Annotated in this window: 15 protein-coding genes; 9 read left to right on the forward strand and 6 right to left on the reverse strand. The window is 43.1% G+C overall.

The window, feature by feature from the left end:
- Positions 1-3 precede the first annotated feature (3 nt).
- The 6 genes from ACSFC1_RS10225 to ACSFC1_RS10250 are packed head-to-tail and all read right to left on the reverse strand — an operon-like array spanning position 4 to position 4,883.
- Positions 4-453 (reverse strand): YaaR family protein, encoded by a 450-nt coding sequence (locus ACSFC1_RS10225; protein ID WP_435566081.1) that lies wholly within the window; start codon positions 451-453, stop codon positions 4-6.
- Positions 450-1,502 (reverse strand): S-methyl-5-thioribose-1-phosphate isomerase, encoded by a 1,053-nt coding sequence (gene mtnA / locus ACSFC1_RS10230; RefSeq protein WP_435566082.1) that lies wholly within the window; start codon positions 1,500-1,502, stop codon positions 450-452. The genes ACSFC1_RS10225 and mtnA overlap by 4 nt, the downstream gene beginning before the upstream one ends.
- A complete protein-coding gene (locus tag ACSFC1_RS10235; protein ID WP_435566083.1) occupies positions 1,499-2,527 on the reverse strand; it encodes a peptidyl-prolyl cis-trans isomerase in 1,029 nt (342 codons plus the stop codon). The genes mtnA and ACSFC1_RS10235 overlap by 4 nt, the downstream gene beginning before the upstream one ends.
- Complete coding sequence (gene mazG / locus ACSFC1_RS10240) at positions 2,524-3,300, reverse strand: nucleoside triphosphate pyrophosphohydrolase (RefSeq protein WP_435566084.1); 777 nt, start codon at positions 3,298-3,300, stop codon at positions 2,524-2,526. Before mazG ends, ACSFC1_RS10235 begins: the two co-directional genes overlap by 4 nt.
- A gap of 1 nt (position 3,301) precedes the next feature.
- A complete protein-coding gene (locus tag ACSFC1_RS10245) occupies positions 3,302-3,949 on the reverse strand; it encodes a DUF47 domain-containing protein (RefSeq protein ID WP_435566085.1) in 648 nt (215 codons plus the stop codon).
- Position 3,950: 1 nt separating this feature from the next.
- A complete protein-coding gene (locus tag ACSFC1_RS10250; RefSeq protein WP_435566086.1) occupies positions 3,951-4,883 on the reverse strand; it encodes an inorganic phosphate transporter in 933 nt (310 codons plus the stop codon).
- A 215-nt stretch (positions 4,884-5,098) separates the two neighbouring features.
- Between ACSFC1_RS10250 and ACSFC1_RS10255 the strand changes: the two genes are divergently transcribed.
- The 9 genes from ACSFC1_RS10255 to ACSFC1_RS10295 all read left to right on the forward strand — a co-directional run bounded on the left by ACSFC1_RS10255 (position 5,099) and on the right by ACSFC1_RS10295 (position 15,788).
- Positions 5,099-6,064: a leucine-rich repeat domain-containing protein gene (locus ACSFC1_RS10255; protein ID WP_435566087.1), complete on the forward strand. Its 966-nt coding sequence runs from the start codon at positions 5,099-5,101 to the stop codon at positions 6,062-6,064.
- Between the two features lie 641 nt (positions 6,065-6,705).
- Positions 6,706-8,322, forward strand: coding sequence for an HD-GYP domain-containing protein (locus ACSFC1_RS10260; RefSeq protein WP_435566088.1), 1,617 nt, complete (start codon positions 6,706-6,708; stop codon positions 8,320-8,322).
- Positions 8,323-8,723: 401 nt separating this feature from the next.
- Positions 8,724-9,335 (forward strand): AroM family protein, encoded by a 612-nt coding sequence (locus ACSFC1_RS10265; RefSeq protein WP_435566089.1) that lies wholly within the window; start codon positions 8,724-8,726, stop codon positions 9,333-9,335.
- 14 nt (positions 9,336-9,349) lie between these two features.
- Positions 9,350-10,888 (forward strand): ABC transporter substrate-binding protein, encoded by a 1,539-nt coding sequence (locus ACSFC1_RS10270; protein ID WP_435566090.1) that lies wholly within the window; start codon positions 9,350-9,352, stop codon positions 10,886-10,888.
- 45 nt (positions 10,889-10,933) lie between these two features.
- Positions 10,934-11,890 (forward strand): ABC transporter permease, encoded by a 957-nt coding sequence (locus ACSFC1_RS10275; protein ID WP_435566091.1) that lies wholly within the window; start codon positions 10,934-10,936, stop codon positions 11,888-11,890.
- Between the two features lies 1 nt (position 11,891).
- Positions 11,892-12,707 (forward strand): ABC transporter permease, encoded by an 816-nt coding sequence (locus ACSFC1_RS10280; RefSeq protein WP_435566092.1) that lies wholly within the window; start codon positions 11,892-11,894, stop codon positions 12,705-12,707.
- A gap of 7 nt (positions 12,708-12,714) precedes the next feature.
- Positions 12,715-13,887: a M20 family metallopeptidase gene (locus ACSFC1_RS10285; protein WP_435566093.1), complete on the forward strand. Its 1,173-nt coding sequence runs from the start codon at positions 12,715-12,717 to the stop codon at positions 13,885-13,887.
- A complete protein-coding gene (locus ACSFC1_RS10290; RefSeq protein WP_435566094.1) occupies positions 13,884-14,846 on the forward strand; it encodes an ABC transporter ATP-binding protein in 963 nt (320 codons plus the stop codon). The genes ACSFC1_RS10285 and ACSFC1_RS10290 overlap by 4 nt, the downstream gene beginning before the upstream one ends.
- Positions 14,847-15,788, forward strand: coding sequence for an ABC transporter ATP-binding protein (locus ACSFC1_RS10295; RefSeq protein ID WP_435566095.1), 942 nt, complete (start codon positions 14,847-14,849; stop codon positions 15,786-15,788).

Here is a 15,788-nt window from a genome sequence, read left to right on the forward strand (position 1 = left end):
TTTTCACCTGTATAGGTCCATCAGAAGTCCATATATCTCTTGCACTCTTGCAGCTAACAAGATTGCACCCTTTTCTGCTTCTATCAATTCTTTTGCAATCTGCTCGAGTCTTTGATCTATCTGATCTGCCACAACGTGTAGATCTATCTCCGATGAAAGCTGCTTCCCCACCTTGTAAAGTCTTTTTTCCACAATCTTGAGAAACTCTTTCACGCTCTCACGATAACTTTTGAAATTCTCCTGTGTGGGGGAACGAACTAAATCATTACCCGCCCTGACAACACGTTTTATCAGAGCTTGTAGAATCTCTTCAAGTTTCTCTTCTTGTGCATCTTCGAGGACTTCAAAAAAGCCTGATTTTGAGCTTTCGCTAATAGCTTTTGACCTTGCCGCTTTCTTTCTTTTCACCTCAGAACTCTTGAAGTTCCCATCTTCCAAGGGATTTATTCTCACATCTTGCCCTCCGATGAAAACAATCTTGCGATACTCTGATCGTATGGCGGTCTCAGGATGCCTTTCTCAGTAATAATTGCGTTGACCAATTCGTGTTCTGTGACGTCGAAGGCAGGATTGTAGACTTTAACACCTTCAGCAGCTACCCTCACACCGTTCAAGTGTGTTACTTCCGTGTGAGATCGCTCTTCGATAGGAATTTGTCCACCATCTTTGATCCTTATATCTATTGTAGATGTGGGTGCAGCTACGTAAAAAGGAACTTTGTTTTTATGCGCGAGAACCGCCACTGAATAAGTCCCTATTTTGTTAGCCACATCCCCATTGGCTGCTATTCTATCTGCACCGACTATTACCGCGTTTATCTTGCCCTGTTTCATGACCCAACCAGCCATGTTGTCGGTTATGAGAATACTTTCTACTCCAAGCTGTACGAGTTCCCAAGCAGTGAGACGAGCACCTTGAAGATATGGTCTTGTTTCATCGACGTATGCTCTTATCTTCTTGCCCTTCTCAACGGCTGCTCTGATCACACCAAGAGCTGTGCCGTAATCAACCGTTGCGAGTGCACCGGCATTGCAGTGTGTCAGCACCGTATCGCCATCTTTAAGCAATTCTTGACCATGCATGCCTATGGCTTTGTTGATCTCGATATCTTCCATTGCTATTCTCATCGCTTCTTCTTCCAAAGATTTCAAGAGTTCTTCAGAACTGGAAATACTGTCAAGTTTCTTGTTCATTCTTTCGAGTGCCCAAAACAGATTCACCGCTGTTGGTCTGGTTGAGGCAAGAGTGTTGTGAACGAGATTCATGGAACTTAGAAACTCTTCTTTGCCAAGTTTCGAGAATTCTTTTGCGCCAAGAACAAAACCAAAGGCTGCCACAGCGCCTATGGCGGGCGCGCCACGGACGATCATATCCTTGATCGCCCGGGCAACCTCTTGATAGGTTTTGCACTCGACATACTCAACAATGTGAGGTAACTTTCTTTGATCTACGAGTACCAAAGACTCTCCAGTCCACTGCAACGTCACAGTCTTCAGCTTCATTTACTTGACTCACCCTCTTCGGTTAAAAGATATATCTTTATATCACTGGAGTTCTTGAAAGGAATAAACTGTTGAGTGATCCAATCTTGCCACAGTTGCTGTGCCTTCTGCTGAGTAAGATACTGATAGATATCCTTTGCGACATCTTCGAATGCCTCATACCCTTTTGGTCTTTTGTCCAGTATTCGGTAGATCTCCCAGCCTCCCGATGTCTGAAGAGGTCCAAGCATAGCTCCTTTGGGGCTTGCGAAGAGCTTTTCCTCAACATCGGCTGCTATAAGACCACTGTTTCGCTCGACCCAACCAAGATCTCCTGCTTTGCCCTTTGTCAAAGGATCGATAGAGACATCGCTTGCGACCTGCGAGAAATCTTCGCCCGATCTTATGCGATCGAGTACTTGATTTGCTTTGTCTTTACTGTCGACTATTATGCGCAGCAGCTTTACTCCCTCTTCTATTGTGAAGTACTCCTTGTTCTCTTCGTAGAACTGTTTTGCCTCTTCTTCGGTAATTGTTGCAGCAGAGGTTATCTGTTGCTGAATCGATGAAACAGTTTGCTGAACCGAGAAGATCCATCTGAGCCTGTCTTTGAAAGACTCAAGATCACCAAGTCCAGCTTGTTTGAGGTACCAGTCCAAGTCGCTTTCAGTCATGCTGTACTGGGTCAGAGTTTTGTTCAACTCATCAGATACCATCTTTTCTATGGCTTCTTTGGAGACAGTTATGTTCATTTTCTCAGCTATTTGTATGATGAGAACTTGGTCTATCAATCCGTTCAAGATTTCTCTTTTGTAACGAAGCAAAAGATTCATTCCCTCTGATGTGCTTGTGAGTACCTCGTAGAATCTTTCATCGATCGATTGTATCTGGACAAGCAGTCTGTTCAGATTTACTTCTCTGTCCAGTTCGTCCATTGTGATGAGCGTGCCGTTGACCTCTGCAACCACAGTAGTAGCTGGCTGAGTTTCTTGAGCAACTGCAACGAATGCCAAAATAGTCACGAGAAAAATCAAAAACTTTTTCATTTCAATTCTCCTCCTTTCGCTTCTTCCCAAAGTGCATCCAACTGCTCAAGGGAAAGTTTTTTCATGTCCAGTCCTCTTGAGCGAGCGAATTCTTCAACAACTTGAAATCGCTTGACGAATTTCTCTGTTGCTTTTCTCAAAGCAATCTCTGGATCTAAGTTCAAAAATCGCGCGACGTTGACCACTGCAAAGAGTAGATCACCCAGCTCTTCTTCCAGGTAATCCTTTTCATTCGCTTTCATGGCTTCTTTAAGCTCTCGAACTTCTTCGTCGATCTTCTCCACGGCACCTGAAACATCTGGCCAGTCAAAACCAACAGCTGCCGCATTTTCTTGAATTCTTCGAGCAAGACTCAGTGCAGGTAATGCATGGTTGATCTTACCGATGACTGATACTTTCTCTTCTCCTTTCTCTTGGGATTTAATCTTCTCCCACTGTTGGTATGAATATCCTGGGCTGTCGCCGAAAACATGTGGATGTCTTCTGATGAGTTTTTGGTTTAGATTTTCTATGACGTCCTGAATACAAAAAGCTCCTCTCTCGGAGGCAATCTGGCTGTGAAATACAGCTTGAAGCAAGACATCACCGAGCTCTTCCTTCATCTTCTGATCATCACATTGATCTATTGCTTCGATTAGTTCAAAGGCTTCTTCTATCAAATAAGATTTCAAGCTCTGGTGGGTTTGCTGCCTATCCCATTCACAACCATCAGGTGATCTGAGTTTTTCCATTACAGAGACTAATTCTTCGAACCTCTGCCCAACTTGGGACAATTCAAACCCTCCTCTTCAATGAGACTATCTCTACCCTGTCTGAGCAGTCTTCTGTGCGATCTGCAATGTCTGCTATACTTCTCACAAGTTCCTTGAGCTGAAGTTTGTGTCCATTAGAGATATCCAGTCTGTAGATCTGTTTTATGAGGCATCTCTCGACTCCATCGGCTTCATGTTCCTTTTGCTCAACGAGTAAAACGTGCTGTTCGATCTTTTCAAGATCTTCGAACAGATCTTGTATGCAAATCTTCAAAGCCTCGTAAGCCTCCACACAAATGTCATACAGCTTCAGAAATTTTGAGTTTAAAAGATCTGGTATGACAGGGCGTTCCAGCTCGAGTATGTCTGCCACATATTCACCTTTATTGCCGATCTTATCTGCTGCTTCGATGATACCGAGCAAGTCTCCTCTGAAGTTCGGTAAAAATGCGCCACTGTACATCATTGTTTCAGCCTCTCGTCGAGCGATATCAGCTTGGTGTTCGTAGTATCTAACCTTTTCGGCGAGTGCTTCGATTTCATCGAATTCATGATTCAGGTATTTCTCGATGAGTTTCCTGAGTTCAGATAATTCTGTGCTCATTACGTCGAGATGTTCTAAGACCTTTTTGATGATCTCTTGTTCCTTTTTTCCAACTATCCAGCCCATGTCACCCTCTCCTCAAAAGAATGTAAAGTAACACAGCAAGAGTACCTGAAAAACACGGCGTTAGGGTCAGTCCCAAGACTATTCGAGCTCTCGTTCTTCTACTGCTGAGGTGCTCGCCTCGGCTCATACCCACACCAATCACAGTACCTATGGCAGACTGAGTTGCAGAAACTGGTACACCAATCAAAGAGAATATAAAAACATTTGTTGCCGTAGATACCGCTGCAACGAGTGACGAAAAATGATCCAATAATATTATACTTTTTCCAATCACAAAAGTCATCCTTTTACTAAAACCCAGGATGCCAATGCTTATACAAAATCCTCCAACCAAACCCGAGAGCGTGTAACTCAACCCTCTGCTCAAAAAAGGTCCAGCCACGTTGGCAACATTGTTTGCCCCAAGCGAATAAGCACTGTAGCACAATGCAATCAAAGACATGTATCTGAGGACAAAGTCTTGTACTCTTATGTTTTTCAATCGTCTGAAAAAGACCGCAAAGATTCTGTAGGACAAGAAAGATATCAGGGTTGCCAACAGCGGTGTGGCAACCCAGATACTTGCTATTTTCAACAACACAGTCCATCTCACAATCGTACCGCTGATCAACGCGACACCAAGAAGTGCACCAACTACAGATTGAGATACAGAACCAGGCAGTTTGAGAGATATCATCATAACAACTGTGATACTGGCTGCGAGCACTGCAACTGAATTACCAAAGCTGTTGAGTGTGGTCAAACTGCCAAGAGTCTTCATACCACCTGTGCCACCGAGGAAAGCTCCAAGAACGACAAATACACTGCTCAGCAGTACTGCTGTTGAACGACGTATTGATCCAACTGCTACCTGCGGGCCAAAGATGCTCGCACCATCGTTGGCACCGAGTACTATACCCAATGCTATGCCAGGAAGTAAATAAAGCCAGTCCATCGCTCACCATTCCTTACAAAGTTTACAGTGAATCTTATTATACAACTTTGATCTCAGTAAAGGATACCTGGATGTGCTGTGCAGCATCTATTCTGCTGAAAGTCATATCTAAAGTCTCTTTTCGCCAGCGAGCAGACTCGTCAAATGGTAAGAAGTTTCCCCAGAACACTTGCCAAAATCTTGTGTTATCATAACCTCAAAGGGGGTATGGGGAGATGAAAAGGTCAATCATCTTTGTAATCCTTACTCTGCTTGTAGTAGTTCAGAGTGTATACCCAGCAGGTTCAAACACCGTAAAACCAGATGTGATGATCGTTTTCCCGGCAAACAACTCGGCAGTGTTTGGCACTGTTACAATACAGCTGCTCATCAATGGCAATGTAGCTAAGGTAGAGTTTTACATCGATGCAATTAAAATAGCAGAAGCAACGTCACACCCATACGAGTACAGCTGGAATACAGATAAGCTTGCCCATGGTTCTGTTCATACGATCCAAGTGAAAGCTTACGACGATGCAGGAAATGTAGGAACAAGCGCTACAGTGAGTGTGACTGTCGTTGATCCCAATGCACCGGTAGTCTTTACTGATCCCGGTCTTGAAAAAGCGGTGCGAAGTGCTTTGCAAATACCTTCAAACCAGTCTGTTACAAGAGCAGATATGGCAAAATTAACAACTTTCATTGCACGCAATAAGAATATACAAAGCCTCTCTGGACTCGAATGGGCGATCAATCTGAAAGAACTGCGTCTTGTTAAGAACCAAATAAGCAACCTTAGTCAGTTGGCTAAGCTGACCAAATTGAAATGGATCGCCCTCAATGGTAACCAGATAATTGATATCAGCCCATTAGCCAACTTGATTGACTTGCACTCGATAGATCTCTCCGATAACCAAATAGGTGACATCAGCCCGTTAGCCAATCTCGTTAACTTAGAGTGGATAGATCTCTCTAACAACAAGATAAGCGATATCGGTCCGTTGACCGAGCTCGTCAATTTGAAATGGGTGCTCCTCAATAACAATCAAATAAGTGATATCAGCCCGTTGGTCAACAACACTGGATTGGGAAAAGGGAAGATAGTTGAGCTGAAAAACAATCCCTTGGACCTTTCCCCAGGCTCTGACGACATGCAGAATATCGAAACGCTCAAGAACAGGGGAGTAACGGTGAGTTATTGATGTTGCTCAGTACTGAGCTTTCCATCAAGGCTGTTGTAACAATCTTATGTTGCAGCTTTAGAAGTCTAAATCATCTCGCGTACGCTTCAGAGTATTTTCTTAGTGAATGAAAACAACAAGATATACTTACCCGCAAAGAGAGTAAGACTATTCTTGTAAGAAGGAAAAACAAGACCAGGTACAGGTGAGTACGCATGAAGAAAACACTTAGAAGGAATTCAAAGCAGTTGAGCTTGTGCATTTCGTCTGTGGTTTTTTACAAGCTAAACTGAGCAGAACATGAATAAACACAAACATCAATGCAGCATCTTTGAGGTCGTTAAGATTAGCTTTCAGTACTCATGAAGGATGAACGGTCTTAAACGTTTCTGCGTGACTTCATCGAATCTAACTTGTTGTGAGTTATCTTTCAATGATCTATGAACTGCCGGTGACATAAAAATTCTTCCACATATCATAGTCTCCTGCTATAATAGTGACGATCAATATCAGCAAAGAGTGTGATTTTCTCTTAGTGTGGACAGCGTCCTTTGAAGATTTTTGAGGTGTGGGATATGAATGAGAAGCAAAATCGTAAAAAGTCGATCTTTTCGAACATAAAGTTGTTCAAGATTTTTCTTTTGCTGATGAGCCTTTTTGTTATGGCTTCGTTGGTTTTTTTATTTGGAGTAACCTACGCTACATTGAGGGAATATCGAGACATAAAGAACGCATTCAGAAAAATTAATGCAGCGGTACTTGACCATTCGATGGCTGAGAGTTTAGTTGAAATAATGAGGCGCTATGGGTACGAACCTTTCGAATTCGTAGATGCAATCAAATCGAATGATTCACAGATCATTGCGGAAAAAATAAGAAATTTTGCGCGCTATATGCATGACTACGAAGAAAAAAGGATAAAAAACAACTTTAGGTATTTCACCTTCATGTTGATTCTCGTTCTTGTAGCTGAAACTTGCATTTATTTATTTTTCAGAAAAGCAGTTAATAGTTTAACAGTGTTCCAAGAAAAGATTTTTCGTGTTGTGAGAGATATGTACGAATCATTGTATATAGATAAAATAACTCGTATTCATCCGGAGGTATATCAAGAAGAAGCTGTTATGAACGAGTTAGTTGAAGAAGCCAACCTTAGAGACGACATAATAAGATATTTCAGAACCCTACCGTATGTTGATACAGTTGAAGATTACATCAAGGTTGTTGGAGAACAAGTTTGCAGTTTCTTCCGATGCGGAAGGTTTTCCCTGGCACTAATATCAGGCGAAGATGTGATAGCCGAGATTGCGTATTTCACTGATGCTGGACAAGAAGTTTTCTTGGATAAGGGCTTCAGTCAGAAATTAGCTGAAACATCTCTTGAAAAGATGATAAAAGAAGGTACAAAATATCGCATAATTGATGATTTGAGATTGGTTAACTCGAAAAGCTCAGCACTAATAGTTAAAGAAGGTTTTTTGTCAAACTTGACAGTTCCCGCGATTGTTAACGACGAGGTTATAGGCTTTTTCTTTTTATCAGCGGCAGAACCTAATCATTTCAACGATAAGGATGGAATACTGTTTCACATAGTCTCACTAATACTCTCACCAAAACTGTACCACACGCTGGCACTCCAACACATAATAGCAAATTTCGGTGGTTCGTTAGTCAACCTTGCGGAGTACAGAGACAACGAAACGGGTAACCATATTAAAAGAGTGTCGCTGTATTCGAAGATTTTAGCCGAAGCCCTGAAGTTAGAACCGAGGTTGGTAAGGGAGATATATCAGTTTGCACCGCTTCATGATATTGGAAAGATAGGAATACCAGATGAGATATTGTTCAAACCCGGAAAGCTTGATGAGGCAGAATGGGAAAGAATGAAGCAACATGTGGAGATAGGTGTTAGAATTCTTGAAAGCTTTGCCGAGAAGAGCCGGGAAGTTGTGGGTGAGCAAGCACTGAAAACAGCTATAAACATAGTTAGAGAACATCATGAAAAATGGGATGGAAGCGGTTATCCTCTTGGAAAAAAAGGGGAAGAGATAAGTATAGAGGCAAGGATTGTAGCGCTGGCAGATGTTTTTGATGCTTTAACGACAAGAAGGCCATATAAAAACGCGTTTTCATTTGAAGAATCGGTAAAGATATTGGAAGAGCAGTCTGGGAAACACTTTGATCCAGCAGTGGTGAGAGCCTTTATGAAGGATTTAGACAAGATAAATGCTGTGTACAATGAGCTTAGAGACGCTTTTTGTGAAGATACTGTTGCTTAAGCTTTTCCATAAGTAATATCAAAAGAAATGAACTCAAACTAAGAAAGCATAACAAGTTCGAGCACATCACAGTTTTCTACACGCATATTTATTGAGAAAGATATGATGTAGCAAGATTTTGGTTATATTTATTTCCTTGTTCGTACTACAAAACTTTTTCTTTCATTCACAAGCGTCGATCTATTGACAAACCTCACTACCCAAAAAGTAGGTTCGAATGGTTCTTATGTACTATCTTTTGGTCTTTAGTTCTGCTTGAGCTGTACCTACTTTAGAATCTGAACTCCACTGAATTATTTCACCTCTAAATCTGTCCAAATTCTCAAATTGTGTCAAGAAGGATCGTCTTGACATACTATATGACGTTTACTATAATTAATCACAACAATGGGGGTGCAACGATGTTGTTTGTTACAATCGGGGAAAGCCCGAGAGATGATGTCATACCAGAACTGATCGAAATAATTGGTAAAAAGGATCTTGCCTACAACGAAATAGGTTTGATTGAAGGTGTTGACAGCGAAGAATACAGACCGAAAAGCAATGAAGAGTTTCTCGTGAGTAAGAGGAAAGATGGCACCACAGCTTACATATCTCACGAATGGGTAGCTAAAAAACTCTCTCAGATGCACTTTGAAGATCTTGCCGTACTACTTTGCACCGCAAAATTTGAAGACGACAGATTGATACTGCCTTACAAAGTGATAAGAAACTTTCTCACAGCGATGCCGAAGATAAACAGTATGACAGTTGTAATTCCCGACAAAGCTCAGTGCGAAGAAGCGTTGAAGAGATGGGAGAAAGTTGCTCGCAGAATTCAGTGCATTGCGTTTTCACCCTATTCAGCAGTGATATCTGAACAAAATTTAAAAGATCTGAAAGGCGAACAGCTTGTATACTTAGATTGTATAGGTTTCACACTTGAACACGAAAGAGTTTTCAAAAGGTACACAACTGGTATTGTTTTGAGTGCGAGGAGGATTTTGGGGAATTATTTGAGGATATTACTCTAAGAGGGGGTGTTGGTGTGAAGAGGCTGGCAGTATCACTTGTAGTTCTTTTGATCGCCGCGGCACTCTTTGGGGCTCCAAACTATGATTCAGTGATCCGTGTTGGTTCTGACCAAAATCCAACGACTATGGATCCAGCGATGTACCAAGATTTGGCGTCTGCACAGGTTATGAGAAATGTCTTTGAGACCTTGGTCGCTTACGACGCCGAAGTCAAAGAGATTCATCCGGTTCTGGCAGAGTCTTGGGAAGTCAGTTCAGACCTCACGGAATGGACCTTCAAGCTGAGAAAGGGTGTGCGCTTTCAGAAGGGTAAATTTCAAGATGGGAGAGAGATGACCGCCGAAGACGTGAAGTACAGTTTCGACAGAGAAATTGCCATTAGTCCTATGGTGAGACTTTACATGATCGATCGTGTTGAAGTTATCGACAGGTACACGGTGAAGATTGTTCTTAAGTACCCATACGCTCCTTTCTTGACAGTCCTCACCGATATTGGTGGAGCCATCGTTCCAAAAGAAGAGTGTGAGGGCTGGAAGGATCAGTTCACTCTACACCCAGTGGGAACGGGACCGTTCAAGATGGTGGAATGGGTCAAAGACAGCCACATGGTTTTCGAAAGAAATGAAGATTATTGGGGAGAAAAACCATACCTGAAGCAGATCGTCTACAAATTCATTCCAGATAAGTCTGTACTGACGGTGGCATTGCTGAGTGGTGAGGTAGATATCACGAGCGACGTTCTTGACCAAGATATACCCAAGGTCAAAGCCAGTGTCAATGTTCAGGCGAAGATGGTTGGTGGGTGCAATGTTTACGCTGTTTATATGAACTCTATGAAGGGGCCAACTACAGATAAGAGAATAAGAGAGGCATTCTTCAGAGGTATCGATGTAGAACAGCTTGTGAAGGTGATCTTTCCAAACGGCAGTGCTGAAGCAGCCTATGGACCAATCCCAACTGGTTCCTGGGCTTACAACCCAAACGTGAAGTCCTTCTATACGAACTATGACCCAGAGAAAGCCAAGCAGTTGCTCAAAGAGGCTGGTTATGAAAATAAGCCTGTCAAACTCACGATCTACACACCAGAGGATCCCAACAGAAGAAAAGCCGCGGTAATAATCCAATCGATGCTCAAAAAAGTTGGTTTCGACATCGAAGTTCAGTCGCTCGAGTGGGGAGCCTTCACAGGAACGACCTCTAAGGGAGATGCAGATGCCTACACAATAGGCTGGACTTGGTATCCTGATCCAGAGTTTTTCATCTTTTATATGTTTCACTCCTCCAGAAAAGGAACGTATGGTAACGGCGGTGGCTACAACAACCCAGAGGTTGACAAATACATTGGGCTTGGAGAGTCTTCGGTAGATCAGAAGGAAAGAACTGAGTATTACAGAAAGGCAGAAGAATTGATCATGAAGGATCTGTATTACTTTCCAATGTGGCACAAATTGGTTGTGAACGGAGTTAACAACAAAGTGCAAGGTTACAAGCCATCGCCAGACATGATGATTCGCCTGTATGCTCCTGGCACCAACGTGTGGGTAGAAAAATGAATAAACCAAGGGCGCGCAAGCGCTCTTGGTTTTCGGAGTGATGCAATGGCAAAGTACATCGCAAGAAGGTTAATTCAAGTTATACCAACCTTGTTCTTTGTGGTTTTGACTGTTTTCATCATAATGAAGATGATTCCTGGAGACCCTGCAATGGTTCTGCTTGGTCCACAGGCAAGAGCAGAGGACATCGCGCGCTTCAGGCAAGAACTTGGCTTGGACAGACCTGTGTTGGTACAGTTCATCCTGTATCTGAAAAGAGTCGTCACAGGCGACCTTGGAAAATCATTGATATACAAGCAAGATGTCTTGTCGCTCATTCTTGAGAGACTTCCAACTACGATCACATTGAGCATCTGTGCACTCTTTATAGCTGTTCTTGTTGGAATACCAATGGGAATTGTCGCTGCGGTGAGACACAACTCCTTCATCGATCTCATTGTCACAATTCTTGCACTCATCGGTATATCGATCCCTATATTCTGGTTTGGAATGGTTCTCATCATTATTTTTTCTCTGCAGCTTGGGTGGTTGCCTGCGGTAGGGTTGGGGGATCCTTCAAAGGGACTTTGGGATGTATTGAGTCATTTCATCCTTCCTTCGCTTGCTCTTGGTATCCTTTCAACTGGTACCATTGCTCGTTTCACAAGATCGAGCATGCTTGAAGTACTAAATCAAGATTACATAAGAACTGCTTATGCTAAAGGATTGAGAAGAACTTTGGTCTTGTACCGACACGCACTCAAAAATGCGTTAATACCAGTGATTACAGTCATAGGTTTGCAACTTGGTAATCTCCTCGCTGGCGCAGTTCTCACCGAGACGGTCTTTGCACTGCCTGGGCTTGGAAAGTTGATGGTTGATGGTATCTTCAGACGCGATTACATGCTCGTTCAAGGTGAAGTGTTGTTCACGGCGATCGTCTATATTTTCGTTAATTTGGCTGTTGATATAGCTTATGGCTTAGTGAATCCGAAGATAAGACAGTCCTACAGAGGTGTATGAAATGCGAATGCTGAACAAACAAATTGTCTTTGGACTTGTAATAATACTCATAAATGTTTTTTCTGCGCTCTTTGCTCCGATCATTGCAACTCATCCGATCGATGAAATGGATTTCTTTTATATCTTTGCAAAACCCGGTGAAGGTAACCACATTCTTGGTACAGACGATTATGGGCGGGATATATTCTCTCGTTTGGTCTATGGAAGTAGGATCTCACTCTTGGTAGGTGTGATAGCAGTCGGAATAGGGGCGTTGATTGGTACCTCGCTTGGAATAGTGGCAGGTTACTTTGGTGGTTTTATCGATGCTTTAATCATGAGATTCACCGATGCTCTTTTGTCTTTCCCATATGTGCTTCTTGCAATAGCGATGATGGCTGTTTTGGGTGCAGGACTTTTCAATGCGATGCTTGCGATAGGAATTGTGATGGTACCAAGTTTTTCTCGGGTGATCAGAAGCGCTGTCATGAATGTGAAGAACGAGGAATTTGTTCTCGCAGCAAAGTCTATGGGTGCCTCAAATTTGTGGATAATCTTTCAGCACATAGTACCCAATATCATACCTGTTCTCATCGTCTACTCTTCGTTGAACTTTGCAGGCGCTGTCATCAGCGAGGCGACTTTGAGTTTTCTTGGTCTTGGGATTCAACCTCCAACGCCATCTTGGGGAAGCATGCTTTCTGAGGCGAAGAGTTATCTTCAGACAGCACCTCACATGGCGATCTTCCCAGGTCTTGCCATCTTGATCACCTGTCTTGGTTTCAATATACTCGGTGACGGCTTGAGGGATTTACTCGATCCACGACTGAAGAGCTGAAGGGGTGGTGAAATTGAAAGACAAGATTGCAGCGCAGATCGATTTGCTAAAAGAGAGCTTTGTAAAAACAGCTCAGACAATCTTTCAATTGGCGGAACTTTCATATCAGGAAGTGAAATCTTCGCAGCTGCTGGCGAATCTGTTGGAAGAGAATGGATTTTCAGTGCAAAGAGGTGTTGCTGGGCTTGCAACTTCTTTCATTGCCGTTGCTGGTAGCGGCACTCCCAAGATAGCTCTCTTGGCAGAGTATGACGCATTGCCGGCGATAGGTCATGCCTGTGGACACAACATGATAGGTGTTATGAGCTGTGGTGCTGCTATTGGTTTGAAGTATGCTTTTGAAACTTTACCTTTCACCCTCGTCGTTGTGGGTTGTCCCGCAGAGGAGCACGGGGCTGGAAAGAAAGATCTCATAAAGGCTGGCGTTTTCAAGGATGTGGACGTTGCAATGATGATACACCCCGCATCGATGAGCACGGGTTTTGATATTGCCTACGCTATAAGACGTTACAAGATAGAGTTCTTTGGCAAATCTGCCCACGCAGCAGCAGATCCAGCAAAAGGCGTCAATGCACTCGATGCAATGGTACTCTTGTTCAATTCTATAGGTTTGCTCAGACAACAGCTACCAGAGAAAGTGAGAGTTCACGGGATCATAACCAACGGTGGACAGTCCTTCAATACCATTCCAGAGTACACGAGTGCCGAGCTGGGACTGAGGGCTTTGAAGATGGAAGAAGTGAATTTCCTGGAAGAAAAACTACGTTCTTTGGTAGAAGGTTCTTGCAAGATGACGGGCTGTACGAGCAAGATCACAGTAGAAGAAGAAATGCCAGAGGTTTATGTGAACGTTCCTCTTGCAAAGACACTTGAAGAGAACTACAAACTTGTTGGTGAAAAGGTCAGTATGAGAACTTATGAACAAGGTGTTGGTTCTACAGACATGGGGGCTGTGACTCAAGTTGTTCCGGCAATACATGCCTATGTCAACATCACAGGTGAAAAGATTGTGCCAACTCACACAAAGGAGTTTGCACTGGCTTCTAACTCAGAGTATGGATATCAAGCGATGATCAGGGCAACTAAGGCACTCGCATTCACTGTCTACGATCTTGTGAACGACAAAGAACTTCTTAAAGAAGTCAAAGAGTACTTTGTCCAGAGGAGGAGAGATTTTTGAACCCTCTCTTGACTGTGGAAGATTTGGTAGTGGAGTTCAAGATCTCTAAGGCGAAATTCAGAACACCAGACGGTGTTTCATTCACTGTGATGGAAAACGAGTGTGTGGGTTTTGTAGGGGAAAGTGGTTCTGGCAAGAGCGTTACAGCTTTGGCGATAATGGGTCTTGTGCCAAAGCCGCAAGGAAGGATTTTGAGAGGCAGGATTATCTTCGATGGGACAGACCTATTGAAGGTCGATGAACACCCGCGTGGTAAGAAGATCAGCATGGTCTTTCAGAATCCGCTGAATTCTTTGAACCCAAATATGAAGATCGGGAAACAACTTACCGAGGTTCTTGAAGAGCATTACGGTATCTCTCACAAACAAGCGATTGAAAAAGTTGTCGAGATAATGAAACAGCTTCAAATTGCCGATCCTGAGGAGATGGTGAAAAGATATCCTTTTGAGTACAGCGGAGGTATGAGACAAAGAGTGATGATAGCGATGGCGATGCTGTGTGAACCAAAGTTACTGATTGCAGACGAACCGACCACTGCCCTCGATGTAACCATACAGGCACAGATAATACAGCTCTTCAAACAGCTGAAGAGTCAATCAAAAACTTCGATACTCTTCATCAGTCATGATTTAAGTGTCATATCACAGATTGCAGACCGAATAATCGTGATGTATGCAGGAAAGATCTGTGAAATATCTCCAATGAAAGAGCTTTTTGAAAAACCTCTGCATCCATACACCGCGGGATTGATCTCATCGATACCAGATATGAAAGAGAGAAAGACGAGATTGAAATCGATCGAGGGTAATGTTCCCAGTTTGATAGATCCACCCAGTGGTTGCAGGTTTCACCCAAGATGCCAACAAAGGATGAAAAAGTGTGTTGAAAGCGAACCACCTCTCTTTTCGATAAAAGGTAGACAGGTTAAATGTTGGCTGTACGAAGGAGTTGAAGATTGAATGCTCCTGAGGGTTGAGAATCTTTCCAAATCTTTTCCTGTTGAATTCAGTGTCTTTGGAAAGCCAACGAAGTTCTTGAGGGCTTTGTACGAAGTCTCTTTTGAAGTTGAAGCTGGCTCTATCTTCAGCATAGTTGGTGAGAGTGGCTCTGGAAAGTCAACGATTGCGCGTATTCTCAGTGGGATATACAAAGCTTCTGGTGGGCAGATATTCTACAACGAGAAGCCTTTGGAAGATCCTTCGAAGAATCGTGATATACAAATGGTCTTTCAAGATCCAGATACCTCACTCGACCCCAGAAAAACAGTCTCTTTCATCGTTGAAGAGGGCTTGCGCATACAAAATACTGTGAGCAAAAGGGAGAGAAGAAGATTAGTTCTCGACATCGTCAGATCTGTTGGACTGACAGAAGAGGTGCTTGTGAAATATCCACATCAACTGAGTGGAGGTCAGAAGCAGCGAGTTGCAATAGCGCGCTCTTTGGTGTTGAAGCCCAAGCTGCTCATACTCGATGAACCCACTTCGGCACTCGATGTTTCTGTACAGGCTCAGATACTGAATTTGCTCGTAGAACTGAAGGAGAGATATCAGCTGACATACATACTCATCACGCACGATTTGAAGATCGTCAACCACTTGTCTGATCACACGATGGTTATGTACCTTGGTCAGATAATGGAAATTGGCAGGACAGAGGATATCATTCACAAACCCTTGCATCCTTACACGAAGGCATTGCTTGAGTCTGTACCAAAGCCTGGCTTAGACAATTTATCAAAGTTTTCGATCAAAGGTGAGATACCAAGTCCGCTCAATCCTCCAAAGGGATGTCCCTTCAAGACAAGATGTCCTCTCTGTTTTGAAAGATGTCAAGAAAAACCAGAACTCGTTGATCTTGACAACAGAAAGGTCAGATGCCACTTGTACAAAAGGGAGGTATGA

The sequence above is a fragment of the Pseudothermotoga sp. U03pept genome (assembly GCF_051235805.1).
In the GTDB taxonomy this organism is placed as follows: Bacteria; Thermotogota; Thermotogae; order Thermotogales; family DSM-5069; genus Pseudothermotoga_B.

Bases quoted from the DNA above. Each gene is read 5' to 3' on its own strand.
- ACSFC1_RS10265 (WP_435566089.1), top strand. From the start codon at position 8,724: ATGTTGTTTGTTACAATCGGGGAAAGCCCGAGAGATGATGTCATACCA.
- ACSFC1_RS10245 (WP_435566085.1), bottom strand. From the start codon at position 3,949: ATGGGCTGGATAGTTGGAAAAAAGGAACAAGAGATCATCAAAAAGGTC.
- ACSFC1_RS10280 (WP_435566092.1), top strand. From the start codon at position 11,892: ATGCGAATGCTGAACAAACAAATTGTCTTTGGACTTGTAATAATACTC.
- ACSFC1_RS10260 (WP_435566088.1), top strand. From the start codon at position 6,706: ATGGCTTCGTTGGTTTTTTTATTTGGAGTAACCTACGCTACATTGAGG.
- ACSFC1_RS10295 (WP_435566095.1), top strand. From the start codon at position 14,847: ATGCTCCTGAGGGTTGAGAATCTTTCCAAATCTTTTCCTGTTGAATTC.
- mtnA (WP_435566082.1), bottom strand. From the start codon at position 1,502: ATGAAGCTGAAGACTGTGACGTTGCAGTGGACTGGAGAGTCTTTGGTA.
- ACSFC1_RS10255 (WP_435566087.1), top strand. From the start codon at position 5,099: ATGAAAAGGTCAATCATCTTTGTAATCCTTACTCTGCTTGTAGTAGTT.
- ACSFC1_RS10235 (WP_435566083.1), bottom strand. From the start codon at position 2,527: ATGAAAAAGTTTTTGATTTTTCTCGTGACTATTTTGGCATTCGTTGCA.
- ACSFC1_RS10275 (WP_435566091.1), top strand. From the start codon at position 10,934: ATGGCAAAGTACATCGCAAGAAGGTTAATTCAAGTTATACCAACCTTG.
- ACSFC1_RS10250 (WP_435566086.1), bottom strand. From the start codon at position 4,883: ATGGACTGGCTTTATTTACTTCCTGGCATAGCATTGGGTATAGTACTC.